Below are 17,305 nucleotides of genomic sequence, written 5' to 3'. Positions count from 1 at the left end.
CGAACGACAATAAAGGGAGGAAGTACCATGAAACTGCGAAGCCTGTTGCTGGCGGCCTGCCTGCTCGTTCCCGCCCTGGGTGCGGCCCGGGCGGGCGAGATCGAGAAGCCGAACCTCACCATTGGCGTCGGTGGCAAGCCACTGCTGTATTACCTCCCGCTGACGCTGACGGAACGGCTCGGCTACTTCAAGGACGAAGGTCTTACTGTCGAGATTAACGACTTTGGCGGCGGCTCAAAGTCGCTGCAGGCGTTGATCGGCGGCTCGGTGGATGCGGTGACGGGCGCCTATGAGCACACGATCCGCATGCAGGACAAGAAGCAGGACATCCGCGCCGTCATCGACCTCGGCCGCTATCCCGGCATTGTCGTCGGCGTGAGCAAGGATAAAGCCGAGACCATCAAATCTGTAGCGGACCTCAAGGGCGCCAAGATCGGCGTCACCGCTCCGGGATCCTCGACCTATATCCTCGTCCAATATCTGATGATCAAAAACGGCATGTCGCCGGACGACGCCTCCTTCATCGGTGTGGGCGGCGGTGCCTCCGCGGTGGCGGCGATGCAGAAGGGCGAGATCGACGCCATCTCGCATCTCGATCCCGTCATCTCCAAGCTGGAGGATATGGGCGAGTTGAAGATCCTCGTCGACACTCGCACCACGGCCGGTACCGAGGCGGTGTTCGGCGGCCAGAACCCGGCGGCCGTGCTCTACCTGAAGGAGAGTTTCATCAAGGCCAACCCGAACACGGTGCAGGCGCTGACCAACGCTTTCTACAAGACGCTGAAGTGGCTTGAAAAGGCGACGCCGGAAGAAGTGGCGGCGAACGTGCCGCAGGAATACTGGCTCGGCGACAAGGAACTCTACATCAAGGCGTTCAACGCCTCGCGCCAGTCCTATTCGACCGATGGCAACATCGACATGGCGAGCATGAAGAGCGCGCTGAACCTCATCACCACCACTGATCCCAAGATCGACCCGGCCAAGATCGACCTGTCGAAGACCTTCGACGGCTCCTTCCTCGCCAAGGCGAAGAGCCAATAGGGCGCACGCCGCCGGCCGGCTCAGCCTGCCGGCGGCGCGTCTCAGATGATGCCGGCCGCGCGCAGTGCCTGCCGTTCCCTCGGCGACAGGCCAAGCCGCTCCTCCAGCACCTCGTCCGTGTGCTGGCCGAGGAGGGGCGGGGCCGTGGCGTCGCTCGTCGGTGAATCGGCGAGACGGAGCGGGCTGCGCACACCGGGGGCGGTGCCGCCGAGCGCATGAGGGAGCGCGGTTGCCAATCCCCGCGCCAGCGCCTGCGGCTCGGCGAAAGCCTGGGCGATGGTGTTGATCGGCCCGGCGGGGACGCCGGCGGTGTCCAGCATGGCGAGCCATTCGGCGGTGGTCTGCCGTTTCAGCGCCGCGGCGATCAGCGGCACGAGCGTGTCACGATGCGCCACCCGCTCGCGATTGGTGGCGTAGCGTGCGTCTTCCGCCAGTGAAGCGAGGTCAGCGAGGCGACAGAAGCGGGCGAATTGCGCGTCGTTGCCGACCGCAAGGATGAGGTGGCCGTCGGCCGTCTCGAAAGCCTGATAGGGCACGATGTTCGGGTGGGCATTGCCCAGCCGGCGCGGTGCGCTGCCACCGACAAGGAAGTTCAGCGCCTGGTTGGCGAGGCTCGCCACCGCGACATCGAACAAGGCGATATCAATCCTCTGACCGCGCCCGCTCCGGTGGCGCTGTTCCAGCGCCGCGAGAATGGCGATGGTGGCATTCAGTCCGGTGAGGATGTCGACCAAGGCGACGCCCACTTTCTGTGGCTCGCTCTCGGGAGCTCCAGTCACCGACATCAGGCCGGACATGCCCTGGATCATGAAATCATAGCCGGCCCGGCCCGCTTCCGGCCCGTCCTGCCCGAAGCCGGTGATGGAGCAATAGATGAGGCGCGGGTTCAGCGCGGCGAGGCTGTCATAGTCCAGCCCGTAGCGCTTCAGGCCGCCGACCTTGAAATTCTCGACCACCACGTCGCTGTCGCGCGCCAGAGCGTGGATCAGCGCCTGACCTTCGGGCCGCGCCATGTCGATGGTCACCGAGCGCTTGTTTCGGTTCGCGGCGAGAAAATAGGCACTCTCGCGTGTCGGCTTGCCCTCACCGTCCGCCAGCCAGGGCGGGCCCCAGCCGCGCGTGTCATCGCCCTCGCCGGGCTTTTCGATCTTGACCACCTCGGCGCCGAGATCACCAAGGGCTTGCGTCGCCCATGGACCGGCGAGGACGCGGGAAAGATCGAGCACGCGGATGCCGGAGAGGGCCTGAGCGGACGGCGAAGAGTCGGCGGCATCGGTCATCCAAGCATCCTCGGGCTGGGCGCGGGGCGCGCACGATAGCCGCGCCGCCCTGGTTGCGCCATTGGCCTGCGAGCCCCCGGGCACTGTGGCGGCAGGGCTACGCAGGCTCTGTCGCCACCCGGCGACGGGCGCTTTTCCTTGACAGCAGAGGGCTCGCTTTGTAAGGAGCCGGCCTGCGTGGTGGGATGCTGTGTCCCCTGCGCTTCATCAACCGACCGAAAGAAGCCGGTCCAGGCGGCAACGCCGGAGGCCGGCATCGAACGAAAGGACAAAACATGTTCGCGGTCATCAAGACGGGTGGCAAGCAGTATCGCGTCGCCCCCGATGCCCTCGTCACCGTCGGCAAGATCGAAGCCGAGGCTGGCGCCTCCGTGACCCTGCCGGTGCTCATGCTCGGCGGCGACAGCCCGAAGGTCGGCGCTCCCCTCGTGGACGGCGCTTCCGTGACCCTTGAGGTTGTCAAGCACACCCGCGGCGCGAAGGTCATTGCCTTCAAGAAACGTCGCCGTCAGAATTCGCGTCGCAAGATCGGCCACCGGCAGGACTTCACCGTCGTCCGCGTGACCTCGATTACCGGCGCCTGAGACCGCCAGCTAGGAAAGTAGGAGAGCAACATGGCTCATAAGAAGGCAGGCGGTTCCTCCCGCAACGGTCGCGACTCGGCCGGTCGCCGTCTTGGCGTGAAGAAGTTCGGCAGCGAGAAGGTCGTGGCCGGCAACATCATCGTGCGTCAACGCGGCACCACTTGGCATCCCGGCACCAATGTCGGCATGGGCAAAGACCATACCCTCTTTGCGCTGATTGACGGCCGAGTCGAGTTCCGAGCCAAAGCTAATTCCCGCACGTACGTATCCGTCATTCCGGCCGCCGAGGCCGCCGAATAAAGCCGGTGAGGGTTCTTGGAAATCCCGCCGGTCTCGCCCGACCGGAAGGATTTCCCGAACGTCCGTGACGGACACCCGGGGTACCCGACAGGGGAGGCGAGGAAACCGCCTCCCCTTCGTCGTTCCGGTCCCAGGAGCCCTCAGATGACCATTGTCGAAGCGACCCTCGGGTCACCCCTCGTCGAGAGCAGTACCGCCGTCCTCGAAACCGGCCGCCTTGTGCTGCGCGTGCCCCGGATCGAGGACATGACGTGGATCGCCGAACTCGCCGACAACCGAAAGGTGGCGGAGATGACGGCGAACATTCCCCATCCCTACGGCATGGCGGATGCGGCTTCCTTTGTCGCCAACCTGCCGGGCGGGCCGCAGGCGGCAACCTTCGCGATCTTCCTGAAGAACGCGGGTGCACTGCGTTTTCCCGATGCGGCCGGTTTCGGGCCGGCGATCCCGGTCGGCATGTGCGGCTTCAACCGCCGTGACGAGGACGTGCCGGAGATCGGCTACTGGCTCGGCGAGCCCTATTGGGACCACGGGATCGCGACCGAAGCGGTGCGGGCGCTGATCGACCACGCTTTCGCCGACCGCAATCTGCCTGCCTTGGTCGCCTCCGCCCGGGTCGTCAATCCGGCCTCGCGCGGCGTGCTGGAGAAGTGCGGCTTCCAGTGGACCGGCGTGGGGCTCGCCCGGGTGCGAGCGATCGGCGCCTCGGTGCCAGTCGATCGCTTCCGCCTGGAGCGGCGGCTATGGACCTCGCTGCGCGCCTGGGGCGCCACCCAGCCAGCGCGGCTGCACGAGCTTGATGCCGTTCGGCATTGAACCGACCTTTTGTTAGTCTTGGAGGGCTCCCGCCCCGTGGGCGCCCGCAACGTTGAGCCGTACCGATGAAGTTTCTTGACCAGGCCAAGATTTATGTCCGCGCCGGCGATGGCGGCGCGGGCTGCCTCTCGTTCCGGCGCGAGAAATTCATCGAATTCGGCGGCCCCGACGGCGGCGATGGGGGGAGGGGGGGGGATGTGTGGATCGAGTGTGTCGATGGGCTCAACACGCTCATCGACTACCGCTACCAACAGCACTTCAAAGCCAAAAAAGGCGGCTACGGCATGGGAAAGAACCGCGCCGGGGCCAAAGGCGACGATGTTGTGCTAAAAGTGCCGGCGGGCACCGAGGTTCTTGAGGAGGACGGTGAGACCGTTCTGGCCGATCTGACCGAGGTCGGCCAGCGCATCCGCTTCCTGAAAGGCGGCAATGGCGGCTTCGGCAACGCGCATTTCCAGACCTCGACCAACCAGGCCCCGCGCCGCGCCAATCCCGGCCAGGAGGGCGAGGAGCGCTGGATCATCCTGCGTCTCAAGCTGATCGCCGATGCCGGCCTTGTCGGCCTGCCCAATGCCGGCAAGTCGACCTTCCTCGCCGCCACCACCGCGGCCAAGCCCAAGGTGGCGGACTATCCCTTCACCACGCTCCACCCCGGCCTCGGCGTCGTGAAGGTGGACGGGCGCGAATTCGTCCTCGCCGACATTCCCGGTCTCATCGAGGGTGCGCATGAGGGCGTCGGCCTCGGCGACCGGTTCCTCGCCCATATCGAGCGCTGCCGCGTGCTGCTGCACCTTGTCGACGGCACCAGCGAGCATGCCGGCAAGGCCTACAAGACCGTGCGCGCCGAGCTCGACGCCTATGGCGCCGGCCTGGAGGACAAGCCGGAGATCGTCGCCCTCACCAAGATCGATTCGCTCGATGCCGAGACGCTGAAGGCGCAGATGGACCGGCTGAAGCGCGCGGCGAAGAAGAAGCCGCTGGCGCTTTCCGCCGCCACCGGCGAGGGCGTGCGCGAGGCGCTGCGTGCGCTGCTCGGCATCATCGACGAGGGTCGCGCGGAAGAAGCCGACAAGGTGGTGCCGGAACCCTGGCGCCCGTGAGGGGGCTCTCCACCACGCACGATCCCGGATCGGCCGTGCGGCCGTCCGGGATGACGCCGGGCTGACAATTCCCCGCGCCTTGCCGGCCAAATCGGCGTATGTAGCCCGCCGTCTCCCTCTGATCGAAGCCCGCCGCGATGACCCTTTCCACCGACGCCGCCGCCAACGCCCTTGCCGTTCCTGAGGCGACCCCCGCCGCGCCGCAGCTTGCCGGCTTCCGCCGCATCGTGGTCAAGGTCGGCTCGGCCCTGCTGGTGGATTCCGCGCGCGGCGCGCTGCGCCATGCCTGGCTGGCGGCGCTGGCGGAAGATGTGGCCCATCTCCACCGCGAGGGGCGGGAGGTGCTGGTGGTCTCCTCAGGCGCCATCGCGCTCGGGCGCAATGTGCTGGGCCTGCCGCGCCGGCCGCTGAAGCTGGAGGAAAGCCAGGCCGCCGCCGCCGTGGGGCAGATCGCGCTGGCGCGCGCCTGGTCGGAAGCCCTCGCGCATGAAGGCGTCGCCGCCGGGCAGATCCTCATCACCCTGGGCGACACCGAGGAGCGGCGGCGCTATCTCAACGCCCGCTCGACCATCGCGAAGCTCATGGAGCTGAAGGTCGTCCCCGTCATCAACGAGAACGACACGGTGGCGACCTCGGAAATCCGCTATGGCGACAATGACCGGCTCGCCGCCCGCGTCGCCGGCATGACCAGCGCCGATTTGCTCATCCTGCTCTCGGATATTGACGGGCTCTACACCGCCCCGCCGAATGAAGACCCCGAGGCCCGGCTCATCCCCGTGGTGCCGCGCATCACGGCGGAGATCGAGGCCATGGCCGGCGGCGCCGGCACGGAGCTGTCGCGCGGCGGCATGAAGACCAAGATCGAGGCGGGCAAGATTGCCACCACGGCGGGCGCGCATATGGTGATCGCGTCCGGCAAGGTGAAGAACCCGATCCGCGCCATCGAGACCGGGGCGCGCTGCACCTGGTTCCTCGCCCCCGCGAACCCGGTGGCCTCGCGCAAGCGCTGGATCGCCGGCGCGCTGGAACCGCGCGGCGTGCTGCATCTCGACGCCGGCGCGGTGGCGGCGCTGCGCCGGGGCTCCTCGCTGCTGCCGGCGGGGGTGACGCGGATTGAGGGCACGTTCTCGCGTGGCGACGCGGTGGTGCTGCGCGGGCCGGACGGGGCGGAAGTCGGCCGCGGGCTGGTGGCCTATGACCACGACCACGCCGAACGGCTCAAGGGCCGCTCATCGGACGAGATCGCCGGGATCACGGGGTTCGAGGGCCGCACCGCGATGGTGCACCGGGATGATCTGGTGCTGGGGGGTGGGTGAGTCTTGTAATCGCACGCTCGTATGCGATGGTAACCTTCCAAAGCCCGACTCGCGTGGAAGCAGATGCTGAAGACGGTTTTTGTCGAAAATTTTATGCGCCTGAATGAGAGGGTTTCAATAGATCTGGGTCCAGTAACCGTTTTAGTCGGGGCTAATGGTTCTGGAAAATCCTCAATATTGAAGGCCGTCCATTGGTCGATACGCTGTGCAACTCTGAGGGACGCCAGCGGTAAGACTACTCTTGAACAAATGGACTACACTCCGAGTAGGGAGTTCCTTGAGCTCGCGCATAAGAAGCGAATCCAAAACAAGGAAGACCTTCCAAAAATAAAGGTCGGATTCATTGACGATCACGGTAATGAAACTGTCATTAGTATAAATGCTGCGCGCAATGAAGCAGGAGCTCGGACCGTAATTTCGGGTCCGCTAGCTACAGCACTTACAGATGAACAGCCGCAGACTGCATATATCCCAGGCCTGGCTGGCCTTGCAGAGGTAGAAACAGTTCTAGCAAGTCCAGTGTTGCATCGACGAGCAGCTTCTGGCGAAGGGGGTTCTGTTCTCCGTCATATCTTGCTTGACTTGGCAGGAACTGGGTCTGGTTCTGGTTACACGGAGCTAAATGAGCTGAATAGTTGGGTTGGTAAGGTTATAAATGGAGTTCGATTTTGGGTTAAGTTTGACAGATTGCGTGATGTAAACATCGATGCACAGTTCTGGACGCCGGATATGAAGGCCCCAGGTAAAAATATAGCCCAGCAGCGCAAGCCGCTTGAGATGGCGGGAACGGGCTTTCTTCAAGTTGTACAGATTTTTGCTTATTTATTGAAATTTAAACCGAGACTTCTCTTGATCGATGAGCCAGATGCGCATTTGCATCCCGGAACTCAAGAGCTTTTAATCAAATCAATTGAAGAGGCGGCGGTTCAATTTCCTGATACGCAATTTCTACTTACCACACATTCGCCTAATTTAGTTCGTGCGTGCGGGGCCGAAACTAGGGTTCATTGGATAAATGATGGCTTAATACGTTCTGAAGACGAGCAGCGAATTCGTCTGAGAATGGGGTGGGGCGCCTTAGATAAGGAGATAATACTCTTTTCAGAAGATGAGAAGATAAATTTGATGCAATCTCTGATATCTCAATGGCCGGATCTTAGCAGAAAGGTACTTGTCTGGCCAACATTTGGAGCAGGTGGATTGCCGAGTGGAGAGGCATTGGCGAAATTAAGAAAAGCTCTTGGTATCGGCGTGCTTGTGCATCGTGACCGTGATTTCATGTCTGATGAAGATTGTACAGCTTGGTGTGAAAAGAAAGGGTATATTGCGAACGATATTCCCGTGTGGATCACGCCCGGATCAGATATTGAGGCATCATTTGTAAATGATGAACATATTTCTGTCTCCTTTGGAGTAGATAGGGAAGTTGCCAAGTCATTTATTGAACAAGCAATTGTTAATATGGATGCAAGAGAAATTGAGCGCGATTTCAATAACGCGTTAGCGGCTGCAATATCCGGAATTTCTGGAGATAATAGAAGTATAATATCCGAAAGATGGCGTGATCTAGGTGGCGTTGGTAGAGAGACAATTAAAGGGAAGGTGCTTCTATCATCTATAGAAGTGATAATTAGGGCTCTTTATAGGGATACTCCGGAGTCGAGGAGGCTTGCGCTTTTGCCTAGAATCAGATTTGCGACCGCCGATTATCCCGTTTGTCTCTGTCTTAAAGGCAAAATCATTGAAGCAATTGCCGGTGGTGCACGTGGGCGATGACAGGCATTTAAGCCACCCCTCACTCCCCCCTTCGTGACCCCACATCCCCCGCGCCCGCCCTATCTTCTCCGGCATGCACCGTCGTTCCCTGCTTGCCGCTCCGCTGCTTCTGCTCACCCCGCGCCTCGGCCTTGCACAAGATGCGCCCGCGCCTGACGCCGCCCCTCCCGCGCTGAACGCGGTGCTCGACCGCGCCGGCACGCTCGAACCCTTGCGCACCGTGCTGGTCAGCCGGAACGGCGAAACGCTGGCCGCGCGCGGCTATAGCGGCGGGCGGGTGGACCGGCCGACCAACATCAAATCCGCCTCGAAAAGCATTCTTGCCATGCTCGCCGGCATCGCCATTGATAAAGGCGTGCTGGAGGGGACGGAGCAGAAGATCGCCCCGCTGCTGAAGGCCGACCTGCCTGCCGACCCCGACCCGCGCCTTTATGAGATCACGCTCGGCAACCTTCTCTCCATGCAGGCGGGGCTGGAGCGCACCTCTGGCGCCTTTTATGGCGCGTGGATCGCCAGCCCCAACTGGGTGCGCGCCGCGCTGGCGCGGCCTTTTGTCGATGAACCGGGTGGGCAGATGCTCTATTCCACCGGCTCCTCGCATCTCGTCTCCGCCATCCTCACCCGGGCGAGCGGGCGCTCGACGCTGGCGCTGGCGCGGGATTGGCTCGGGCCAATCGAGGGCTTCGAAATCGCCGATTGGGAGCGCGATCCTCAGGGCATTTATTTCGGCGGCAACCAGATGGCGATGCGGCCGACCTCGCTGCTCGCCTTCACTGAAACCTGCCGCAATAGCGGGCGCAACCGGGCCGGGGAACAGGTGATCCCGGAAGCGTGGATCGCCCAATGCTGGCAGGCGCGCACGCAATCGCGCTTCACCGGCGACGCCTATGGCTATGGCTGGTTCACAAGGGCGATCGACGGCGCGCGCGCGCATTATGGCTGGGGCTATGGCGGGCAGATGCTCTATGTGGTGCCGGAACGCGGCGTCTCGCTTGTCATGACCTCCACGACAGACGCCCCCTCCGGCCGCACCGGGCATCGGGACGATGTGCACGCGCTCGCCGGGGACGTGCTCGCCGCGCTGCGGTGAGGGCGGCGCCCGTTTCGCGTGCAGTGCGGCAAGCGCGCCTGCCGAAAAGCGCGGCAGCAGGGTGCCGGCGTCGGCAGCGGACAAGGGGTTCGTCGCTTTTGTGCAACGCAGCGACGGGCGCGCGGCGCTGGCATATTTCATGCTCCACCTCCCCCCGGTCCATGCCATCCCGAGGGGAACGCCGTGACGAAGAAGACAGAGCCGACCAATTCGTCGATCGAGACGCTGCTCGCCGCCCGCAGCTTCACCCGCCGCGTGCTGTTCAAGGGCGCGCTCGCGGCCGGCACCATGGTGGCCGCCGGGCCCTATCTGGTGCGCGACGCCTTCTCCTCCTCCGGCGAGCTGAACCTGCTCAACTGGGCGGACGAACTGCCCGAGCCGGTGATCCCGGAATTCACCAAGAAGACCGGCATCAAGGTCAACTCCACCCCGTTCTCGCAGAATGAGGAGCAGATCAACAAGCTGCAGGCCACCGAGGGCGAGGGCTTCGACCTGTGCGCGCCGACGCGCGACCGTGCGCCCCAGTTCAAGGAACTCGGCGTGCTCGCCCCCTATGACCTCTCCAAGCTGAAGCTCGACCAGGTGCTGCCGGCGATGATGGAAGGCTCCACCAGCGTGTGGACCTGGGATGGCGGGCTCTACCATGTGCCGCATTGCTGGGGCTCGGAGGCGATCGCCTGGCGCACCGACCTCGCCACGCTGGAATACCCGACGCTGAGCTACGGCACGCTGTGGGCGCCGGAGTTCAAGGGCAAGATGCAGGGCCGCCCGCACTCGCTGCTGCTCGGCATCGGCCTGTGGTGGGACAAGACCGGCAAGCTGCCCTCCAACCGCATGCTCGACGCCTTCAAGGACGAGGCGACGATGAAGAAGATCTACGACCCCATCCTCGCCTTCGCCATCGAGAACAAGGCGCAGGTCAAGCAGTTCTGGGATTCCGCCGACAACACCAAGTCCGGCTTCATGGAAAATGGCTGCGTCATCGGCCAGACCTGGGACGGCCCGCCGCTGTCGCTGAAGAAGGACGGCAAGCCGGTGAACTACATGGCCCCGCAGGAAGGCGCCATTACCTGGATCGACGGCTGGTCGATGACCAAGGCGGCCAAGAACACGGCGCAGGCTTATGAGTTCATCAACTTCATCCACACGCCCGAGATATCGGCCATGGTCGCCAATGGCTCGGGCTACAACCCGGTCGTGAAGGGCGCCGATGCCTTCCTGACCGAAGTCGCCAAGAAGAACTTCGCCGAGGCCTATCCCGGCAACGCGCTCGACAATCTGTGGAGCCGTCCGCCGGAGCCGTCCTGGTACGCCGAGCTGCGCACCCAGTATGCCGAGAAGTTCAAGGCGGCGTGAGCTTCGCCGACCGACGCGCTGCCTCACGGCCGGACCTCTCCGGCCGTGAGCGGCACCCGGGCGACCTCTTCGCCCGCCTCTTCCCCGAGTACAGGAAATCCGCATGGCCGCTGCCGTCGAGCTTGAGGGCGTCAATGTCACCTTCGGCGATTTCGTCGCCGTCAGGGAGGCGAACCTCACCATCGAGCCGGGCGAGTTCTTCTCCTTCCTCGGCCCGTCCGGCTGCGGCAAGACCACACTTCTGCGCACCATTTCCGGCTTCATCGAGCCCACGCGGGGGCAGGTGAAGATCGGTGGCCAGGACATGAAGGGCATCGGCCCGAACAAGCGGCCGACCGCGCTGATCTTCCAGAATCTCGCCCTGTTCCCGATGATGACGGTGGCGGAGAATATCGGCTACGGCCTCAGGGTGCGCGGCGTTCCCCGGCACGAGCGCGACGAGAAGGTGAAGAACCTGCTGATCCAGGTCGCGCTCGCCGAGCACGGCCACAAGAAGGTGTCGGAACTTTCCGGCGGCCAGAAGCAGCGCGTCGCCATCGCCCGGGCGCTGGCGGTGGAGCCTTCTGTGCTGCTGCTGGACGAGCCGCTCTCCGCGCTCGACCTCAAGCTGCGCCAGCATATGCGCAGCGAATTGCGCGCCATCCAGAAGCGGGTCGGCATCACCTTCATCTACATCACCCATGACCAGGGCGAGGCGCTGACCATGTCGGACCGCATCGCTGTCATGAATGCCGGCGTGATCGAGCAGGTCGGCGATGGCCGCGCCGTTTATGCCGAGCCACGCACGCCCTTCGTCGCCTCCTTCGTCGGCGAGAACAACCGCATTCGCGGGCGGGTGAGCCATGTGGAAGAGGGCTTCGCTACGCTCGACACGCCGCTCGGCACGCTGAAAGGGCGCAACCCGGTGGGGCTGGGTATCGGGCAGGAGGCGCTGCTGTTCGTGCGGCCGGAAGCAATGCGGCTGCGCGCCAATGGCGGCACCGCCGGCTTCACCGGCGAGGCGCTGGATGTCGCCTATGAGGGCAGCGTCACCCACATCACGCTGCGGGCGAAGAGCGGGCAGAAGGTGACGGCGAGCGTCGGCGCCGGCGTGCCGCTGCCCAGCGTCGGCGAAGAACTGCGGCTCGGCTTCACCGCCGCGGATGGGCTGGTGCTGGCCCTGGGGGAAGGACAGGCGCGATGAATGGCAGCCTCGCCTTCGTCTTCGGCCTGCCGCTGGCGGTCGTTGTGCTGTTCTTCGCGCTGAGCGCCTATGAGCGGCGCATGGGCGTGGCGACCGGCCCCGGCTTCTTCCAGCGCAACGGCCTCGCAGTCGGGCTCTATCTCGTTCTCGCTGTCGGCTTCTGGGCCTTCTTCATCATCCTGCTGCCGCAGCTCGCCATGGTGGACATGTCGTTCCGCCCGAAGCTGCCGCCCTCGCAGATGGGCGGGCCGAAGGACCTCTACACGCTGGAGAATTACCGCTACTTCCTGTTCGGCTCCACCACCTCCACCGCCGAATGGAACTGGCTGCACATCAAGGCCTTCTTCCTCACCATCGGGGTGAGCATCATCATCACCCTGATCAATTTCGCCATCTGCTACCCGCTGGCTTTCCACATGGCACAGTCGGCGAGCGCGGCGCGGCTGCGCATCCTGCTGCTGCTGCTGATTTTGCCCTATTGGGTGAACGAGATCCTGCGCGCCTTCGCCTTCCGGGTGCTGCTCTCCTCCGGTGGCATCATCAACCAGATGCTGATGGGCGCGGGCCTCACCTCCGAGCCGATCGACTTCCTCGGGGCCGATGTCGGGCTCTATATGGGCCTTTCCTACGCCTATCTCCTGATGATGATCTTCCCGCTCTACAACGCCATTGAAAGCCTGGACAAGAATCAGGTGGAGGCGGCGCGGGATCTCGGGGCGCCGTGGTGGCACATCCACGCCTTCATCGTGCTGCCGCATGCCAAGCCGGGCATCGCCTCGGGCTGCACGCTGGTATTCATGCTCACCGCCGGGGCGCTGGCGGCGCCCCTCGTGCTGGGCGGGCCGCGCACGCTGTGGTTCACCCCCATCGTCTATGATCGCTTCTACCAGGCCTTCAATTGGCCGCAGGGGGCGGCTTATGCCTTCATCCTGCTGGTGAGCTGCATTCTGTTCGTGCTGGTGGTGCTCAAGGCGTTCCGGCTCAGCCTTGGAGAAATCACGCGATGATTCCGGGTCCGTTCCAGCGGGTGATGTTCGCGCTCTACACGGTGATCTTCTTCCTCTATCTGCTGGGGCCGTTGGCGGTGATGGCGGTATCCGCCTTCAACACCCCGCAATACCCGCAGGTCTGGCCGATCGAGGGGCTGACTCTCGACTGGTTCGCGGCGCTGTTCGCCGACCAGGACATGATGACCGGCCTGAGGATGAGCCTGTGGATCGGGCTGCTGGTGGTGTGCATTTCCGTGCCGATCGGGCTCGCCGGCGCCATCATCATGACGCAGATCCAGCCGCGGGTGCGCTCGCTCTATTATCTCGTCGTCGTCTCGCCGGTGCTCACTCCCGGCATCATCATCGGCATTTCCACCGTGGTGTTCTGGCGTCAGTTCACCGGGCAGACCGGCACGCGCTTTCTCTATGACGGCGTGGTGCTGACCGTTCTGGGCCAGGCGAGCTTCATCTCCGCCTATTGCATGCTGATCATCCTCGCCCGGCTGCAGCGCTTCGACCGCTCGCAGGAAGAGGCGGCGCTGGACCTCGGGGCGAGCTACCCGCAGGTGTTCCACCACATATTGCTGCCCTTCCTCAAGCCGGCGCTGGCCTCGGCGGCGGTGCTGGCCTTCCTCTCCTCTTTCGAGAACTACAACACCACCACCTTTGCCATCCTCTCCGACAAGACCCTGACCACCGTGCTCGCCGGGCGGGTGCGGCAGGGCTCGACGCCCGCCATCTCCGCGCTGGCGGTGGTGATCGTGGCGGTGACGGTGATCGGCGCCATCGCCTATGAGATCTATAAGCGACGGGCCGACGCGGCCGCCGCGCGGCGCCAGCGGGCAGCGCTGGAAGCGGAGGAGGCCGAGCTTACCGGCGCGCCGACGCCGGCCATGGGGTGAGGGCCTCCGCCGGGTCGGACAGCGAAACTCTACTGGCTCGGGCCAGAGCCCGGCGGCGAGGGGGGTGGCGGAAGAGAGTGGGAGTCGAACCCACCAGGGACCGTCTCGCGGCCCCTTCCGGATTTGAAGTCCGGATACCTCACCGGAGGTAACGCTCTTCCAGAAGGCATGTCCGCGCCCCGGGCGGGGGCGGGCGTAGCAGTGTCGTCGATCGCCCCGAACAGGTCCAGCCGGTGGCGGTTGATGCGGCGCAGATCGCCACGCCGCAGGGTGACGCCGTGGCGGTCGAGACATTCGAGAATCTGGATCGCCACCTTGCGGCCGACGGCGTGGCCGCCGGCCTCGATGCGGTCGCGGAAGGCGGAGGCGGTGAAGTCCCGGCCCGGCGCGGCCTGCGCCAGCGCCTCGGCGAGCGCCACCATCTCCGCCAGGGTGGGGCGGAGGAAGAAATGGTCATGCGCCACTTCGTCCACCTTGCCCATGCGGGCGAGCAACTTCATCAGCCGGCGGATCTCGCTCTCCGCCTCGCCCGTGAGCGCGGCCAGGTCGCGTACGCGCGGGGGGCGGAAGCGGCCAGTGCCGCCGAGGGCCGGGGCGATACGCGCCCACAGCGCCTCGTCGCCATCGGTGAGGCGCACCTCATGGTCGGGAAGCCGCACCCAGGCCCCCTCGCGCACCAGCGCGCCGGCCTCGGCGAGCCGGTGCAGCGCCTCGGAGAAGACGGGCCGGACGAGGCGCGGGACGAGGGCGAGGCGCAACTTTTCCGCGCCGATGCCGGGCAGGTCGGAATTGGCCGCGTGGAACTGCGCCAGTTCCGTGCGCAGCGCTTGCGTGTACGCCAACCAATGCGCGGGGGAGAGCACGGTCAACGTGTCGCCACTGGCGAGGACGGTGAGGCCGAGCCGCGCGGCGATGTCCTCCGGCGCCTGCGCCGCAAGCGCCCGGTCGCGGGCGAAGGCGGCGAGGTCGAGATGATGGGGCGGCACCGCCAGCAGGCCGGTCACCGCAGCGTACGGGTCGGCTTCGCGCAGCGCGGCGAGCTGGGCAAGGCGCGCGGGAGCGCGGCGTTTGCGGGCCGGGGCGCGCAGGTCGATGAGACGACCGCCGCCGATGCTGCGCTGCGCCGAGGTGTCGCGAATGACATAACGGTCGCCCACGGCGGCGGCGATGGGCCGTTCCAGCACGATCTGCACGAGGCCGGTCGTGCCGGGGGCGATTGTGTCGTCGGAGAGCGGGACCAACCGCCCCCCGATCTCGCTCGCGCCGTGGTGGAAGCGCACCGGAAACCAGGCACCGAGCGGTTTCGGCTCGCTCGCCAGCACGGTGAGCGTGGCGTCGATGCGCTCGGTGGGGGCATGCAGCGCGGGGGTGAGCACCATGTCGCCGCGCTTGATCGCCTCCGGCCGGATCGCCTCGCCGGCGAGGTTGAGCGCGCAGCGTTCGCCGGCGCGGCCTTCCTCCGCCTTGCGGTTCTGCGCGTGCAGCGAGCGCAGCCGCGCGGGCAGGCCGGATGGGCTGACCATGAGCGGATCGCCGACGCGGACCCGGCCGGACAGCACGGTGCCGGTGACGACGGTTCCGGCACCGGCGAGGGTGAAGCTGCGGTCCACCGCGAGGCGAAAACGTCCCTCCGCCGGGCGGGTCTCGGACTGGCGGGCGGCGTCGATCAGTGCCGCGCGCAACGTCTCCATACCCTCGCCGGTGCGGGCGGAGACGGGGAGAACCGGCGCGCCCGCCAGCGCCGTGCCGTCGAGCAGGGCGGCGATCTCCGCCGTCACCGCGGCGCGGCGGTCGGCATCGGCGAGATCGGCCTTGGTCAGCGCCACCAGGCCGTGGGAGATGCCGAGCAGCTCGATGAGCGCGAGATGCTCGCGGGTCTGCGGCATCACCCCGTCATCGGCGGCGACAACGAGCAGCGCCATGTCGATGCCGCTCGCCCCTGCCAGCATGGTGTGGATGAACTTCTCATGGCCGGGCACGTCGATGAAGCCAAGCGTGCCGGCCTCGGTGGCGAGATAGGCGAAGCCGAGGTCGATGGAGATGCCGCGCGCCTTCTCCTCCTTCAGCCGGTCGGTGTCGGTGCCGGTCAGCGCGCCGACCAGCGCGGTCTTGCCATGGTCGATATGGCCGGCGGTGCCGATGATCATGCCGGCACCTCAAGACCGGCGAGGCTGGCGAGGAAGCCGGCCTCGTCCTCCAGGCAGCGCAGGTCGAGAATCAGCGCGCCCTCGCTGATGCGGCCGATGACCGGGGCGGGCAGGGCGCGCAGCGCGCCCGCCAGCGCGTTGAGCCGCCCGCCGGAAGCTTCCGCCGCCGGGCGGATGGCGAAGCCGGCGCTGGGCAGGGTTTCCAGCGGCAGCGCGCCGGAGCCGATCTGGCTGGTGCAGTCGACGATCTCGATGTCGAATTCCTCGCCGAGTGCCGCGGCGACCGGCTCGGCCAGTTCATGGGCGCGGGCGGCGATCTCCGCTCGGGTGCGCGCCAGCAGCCGCAACGTCGGCAGGCGCGCGGCGAGCCGCTCCGGGTCGCGGTAGAGCTTCAACGTCGCTTCCAGCGCGGCGAGGCGGATCTTGTCGACCCGCAGCGCCCGCTTCATCGGGTTCCTGTTGATGGCGGCGATAAGGTCGGCACGGCCGACGATGAAGCCGGTCTGCGGCCCGCCGAGCAACTTGTCGCCGGAAAAGGTGACGATGTCCGCCCCCTCCGCCACCGCCTCCCGCACCGTGGGTTCATGGGCGAGGCCGAGGCGGGCGAGATCGAAAAGCGTGCCGGAGCCGAGATCATTGACGAGCGGCACGCCGCGCGCCCGGGCCATCTCCGCCAGCTCCCGCGCCGGCACTTCCTTGGTGAAGCCCTCGATGCGGTAGTTCGAGGTGTGCACCTTCAGCACCAGCCCGGTCGCCTCGTTCAGCGCGCCGGCATAGTCCCGGGAGTGCGTGCGGTTGGTGGTCCCGACCTCGACGAGCTTCACCCCCGCGCGGGCCATGATGTCAGGCATGCGGAAGGCGCCGCCGATCTCGATCAGTTCGCCGCGCGAGACGATGGCCTCGCGTCCGAGGCCCAGCGTGTTCAGCACGAGAAGCACGGCGGCGGCGTTGTTATTGACCACGGTGGCGTCTTCCGCCCCGGTGAGGTCGATCAGCAGGTCGCGCACATGGTCGTCGCGCTCGCCGCGCTTGCCGGTGGCGAGGTCATATTCCAGCGCCACGGCGGCGCGCATGGCCTGCGTCGCTGCTTCCACCGCTTCTTCCGACAGCACGGCGCGGCCGAGATTGGTGTGCAGCACCGTGCCGGTGAGATTGTAGACCGGGCGCAGGCGCGAGCGGGCGCCACGCTCCAGCGCCTCGGTGGCGGCGAGAGCGACATGGTCGGCCGAGGGCAGGGCCGCGAGCCGGCCCGCCAACAGGCAGGCGCGCAGTTCCTGCAGCGCGGCGCGGATGGCCGAGGTGGCCGGGGCGCGGCCGAACATCTCCACCGCGCTCTGGCCGGCGGGCGTGGCGAGCACGCGGTCGACCGAGGGCAGGTCGCGCGGGCTGGGGGAGGCGGGACGGGAGGGCGCGTCCATGGCCACG

General features: G+C 65.8%; 14 protein-coding genes, 1 tRNA gene and 1 pseudogene. 12 read left to right on the top strand and 4 right to left on the bottom strand.

Annotation, left to right across the window (positions count from 1 at the left end; translation table 11 throughout):
• Positions 1-27 precede the first annotated feature (27 nt).
• Complete coding sequence (locus tag AAC979_RS17165) at positions 28-1,041, top strand: ABC transporter substrate-binding protein (protein ID WP_371348108.1); 1,014 nt, start codon at positions 28-30, stop codon at positions 1,039-1,041.
• 41 nt (positions 1,042-1,082) lie between these two features.
• Here AAC979_RS17165 and AAC979_RS17160 read toward each other — a convergent pair whose 3' ends face one another.
• Entirely contained in the window at positions 1,083-2,321 is a 1,239-nt protein-coding gene (locus tag AAC979_RS17160) for a CaiB/BaiF CoA transferase family protein (protein ID WP_371348107.1), read from the bottom strand.
• A 275-nt stretch (positions 2,322-2,596) separates the two neighbouring features.
• Here AAC979_RS17160 and rplU point away from each other — a divergent pair, with 275 nt between their 5' ends.
• The 11 genes from rplU (at position 2,597) to AAC979_RS17105 (ending at position 13,733) form a co-directional block, all read left to right on the top strand.
• Positions 2,597-2,905, top strand: a complete 309-nt coding sequence (gene rplU, locus AAC979_RS17155) for a 50S ribosomal protein L21 (RefSeq protein ID WP_307022695.1) — start codon at positions 2,597-2,599, stop codon at positions 2,903-2,905.
• Between the two features lie 30 nt (positions 2,906-2,935).
• Positions 2,936-3,205, top strand: coding sequence for a 50S ribosomal protein L27 (rpmA, locus tag AAC979_RS17150; RefSeq protein ID WP_244450154.1), 270 nt, complete (start codon positions 2,936-2,938; stop codon positions 3,203-3,205).
• 144 nt (positions 3,206-3,349) lie between these two features.
• Positions 3,350-4,021 carry a GNAT family N-acetyltransferase gene (locus AAC979_RS17145; protein WP_371348106.1) on the top strand — a complete coding sequence of 224 codons (672 nt, stop codon included), beginning with the start codon at positions 3,350-3,352 and terminating at the stop codon, positions 4,019-4,021.
• A 65-nt stretch (positions 4,022-4,086) separates the two neighbouring features.
• On the top strand, positions 4,087-5,121 hold the full coding sequence (gene obgE / locus AAC979_RS17140; RefSeq protein WP_371348105.1) for a GTPase ObgE: 1,035 nt from the start codon (positions 4,087-4,089) through the stop codon (positions 5,119-5,121).
• A 137-nt stretch (positions 5,122-5,258) separates the two neighbouring features.
• A complete protein-coding gene (gene proB, locus AAC979_RS17135) occupies positions 5,259-6,437 on the top strand; it encodes a glutamate 5-kinase (protein WP_371348104.1) in 1,179 nt (392 codons plus the stop codon).
• A gap of 63 nt (positions 6,438-6,500) precedes the next feature.
• Positions 6,501-8,213 (top strand): ATP-dependent endonuclease, encoded by a 1,713-nt coding sequence (locus tag AAC979_RS17130; protein WP_371348103.1) that lies wholly within the window; start codon positions 6,501-6,503, stop codon positions 8,211-8,213.
• 73 nt (positions 8,214-8,286) lie between these two features.
• A complete protein-coding gene (locus AAC979_RS17125; protein ID WP_371348102.1) occupies positions 8,287-9,303 on the top strand; it encodes a serine hydrolase domain-containing protein in 1,017 nt (338 codons plus the stop codon).
• 183 nt (positions 9,304-9,486) lie between these two features.
• A complete protein-coding gene (locus tag AAC979_RS17120) occupies positions 9,487-10,659 on the top strand; it encodes an extracellular solute-binding protein (protein WP_371348101.1) in 1,173 nt (390 codons plus the stop codon).
• 103 nt (positions 10,660-10,762) lie between these two features.
• Positions 10,763-11,842 (top strand): ABC transporter ATP-binding protein, encoded by a 1,080-nt coding sequence (locus AAC979_RS17115; protein WP_371348100.1) that lies wholly within the window; start codon positions 10,763-10,765, stop codon positions 11,840-11,842.
• Positions 11,839-12,849 (top strand): ABC transporter permease, encoded by a 1,011-nt coding sequence (locus tag AAC979_RS17110; RefSeq protein ID WP_371348099.1) that lies wholly within the window; start codon positions 11,839-11,841, stop codon positions 12,847-12,849. The genes AAC979_RS17115 and AAC979_RS17110 overlap by 4 nt, the downstream gene beginning before the upstream one ends.
• Entirely contained in the window at positions 12,846-13,733 is an 888-nt protein-coding gene (locus AAC979_RS17105) for an ABC transporter permease (RefSeq protein ID WP_371348098.1), read from the top strand. Before AAC979_RS17110 ends, AAC979_RS17105 begins: the two co-directional genes overlap by 4 nt.
• Positions 13,734-13,798: 65 nt before the next feature.
• Here AAC979_RS17105 and AAC979_RS17100 read toward each other — a convergent pair.
• The 3 genes and pseudogenes from AAC979_RS17100 to selA form a co-directional block, all read right to left on the bottom strand.
• A tRNA-Sec gene (locus AAC979_RS17100) sits at positions 13,799-13,894 on the bottom strand.
• Positions 13,895-14,032: 138 nt separating this feature from the next.
• A pseudogene (gene selB / locus AAC979_RS17095) lies at positions 14,033-15,880 on the bottom strand (selenocysteine-specific translation elongation factor); the annotation flags it as partial.
• On the bottom strand, positions 15,877-17,298 hold the full coding sequence (gene selA / locus AAC979_RS17090) for an L-seryl-tRNA(Sec) selenium transferase (protein ID WP_371348097.1): 1,422 nt from the start codon (positions 17,296-17,298) through the stop codon (positions 15,877-15,879). The pseudogene selB and the gene selA, both read right to left, overlap by 4 nt.
• Positions 17,299-17,305: the final 7 nt, after the last annotated feature.

The sequence above is a fragment of the Ancylobacter sp. IITR112 genome, from assembly GCF_041415945.1.
Classification (GTDB): domain Bacteria; phylum Pseudomonadota; class Alphaproteobacteria; order Rhizobiales; family Xanthobacteraceae; genus Ancylobacter.
Note: the sequence above shows the minus strand (reverse complement) of the source record. Positions and strands in the feature narration are given on the sequence as shown.

Excerpts from the sequence above, each read along its gene's own strand:
- AAC979_RS17145 (WP_371348106.1), top strand. The coding sequence starts at position 3,350 with ATGACCATTGTCGAAGCGACCCTCGGGTCACCCCTCGTCGAGAGCAGT.
- AAC979_RS17105 (WP_371348098.1), top strand. The coding sequence starts at position 12,846 with ATGATTCCGGGTCCGTTCCAGCGGGTGATGTTCGCGCTCTACACGGTG.
- AAC979_RS17165 (WP_371348108.1), top strand. The coding sequence starts at position 28 with ATGAAACTGCGAAGCCTGTTGCTGGCGGCCTGCCTGCTCGTTCCCGCC.
- AAC979_RS17110 (WP_371348099.1), top strand. The coding sequence starts at position 11,839 with ATGAATGGCAGCCTCGCCTTCGTCTTCGGCCTGCCGCTGGCGGTCGTT.
- AAC979_RS17160 (WP_371348107.1), bottom strand. The coding sequence starts at position 2,321 with ATGACCGATGCCGCCGACTCTTCGCCGTCCGCTCAGGCCCTCTCCGGC.
- proB (WP_371348104.1), top strand. The coding sequence starts at position 5,259 with ATGACCCTTTCCACCGACGCCGCCGCCAACGCCCTTGCCGTTCCTGAG.
- AAC979_RS17115 (WP_371348100.1), top strand. The coding sequence starts at position 10,763 with ATGGCCGCTGCCGTCGAGCTTGAGGGCGTCAATGTCACCTTCGGCGAT.
- rpmA (WP_244450154.1), top strand. The coding sequence starts at position 2,936 with ATGGCTCATAAGAAGGCAGGCGGTTCCTCCCGCAACGGTCGCGACTCG.
- AAC979_RS17130 (WP_371348103.1), top strand. The coding sequence starts at position 6,501 with ATGCTGAAGACGGTTTTTGTCGAAAATTTTATGCGCCTGAATGAGAGG.
- selA (WP_371348097.1), bottom strand. The coding sequence starts at position 17,298 with ATGGACGCGCCCTCCCGTCCCGCCTCCCCCAGCCCGCGCGACCTGCCC.
- AAC979_RS17125 (WP_371348102.1), top strand. The coding sequence starts at position 8,287 with ATGCACCGTCGTTCCCTGCTTGCCGCTCCGCTGCTTCTGCTCACCCCG.
- obgE (WP_371348105.1), top strand. The coding sequence starts at position 4,087 with ATGAAGTTTCTTGACCAGGCCAAGATTTATGTCCGCGCCGGCGATGGC.
- rplU (WP_307022695.1), top strand. The coding sequence starts at position 2,597 with ATGTTCGCGGTCATCAAGACGGGTGGCAAGCAGTATCGCGTCGCCCCC.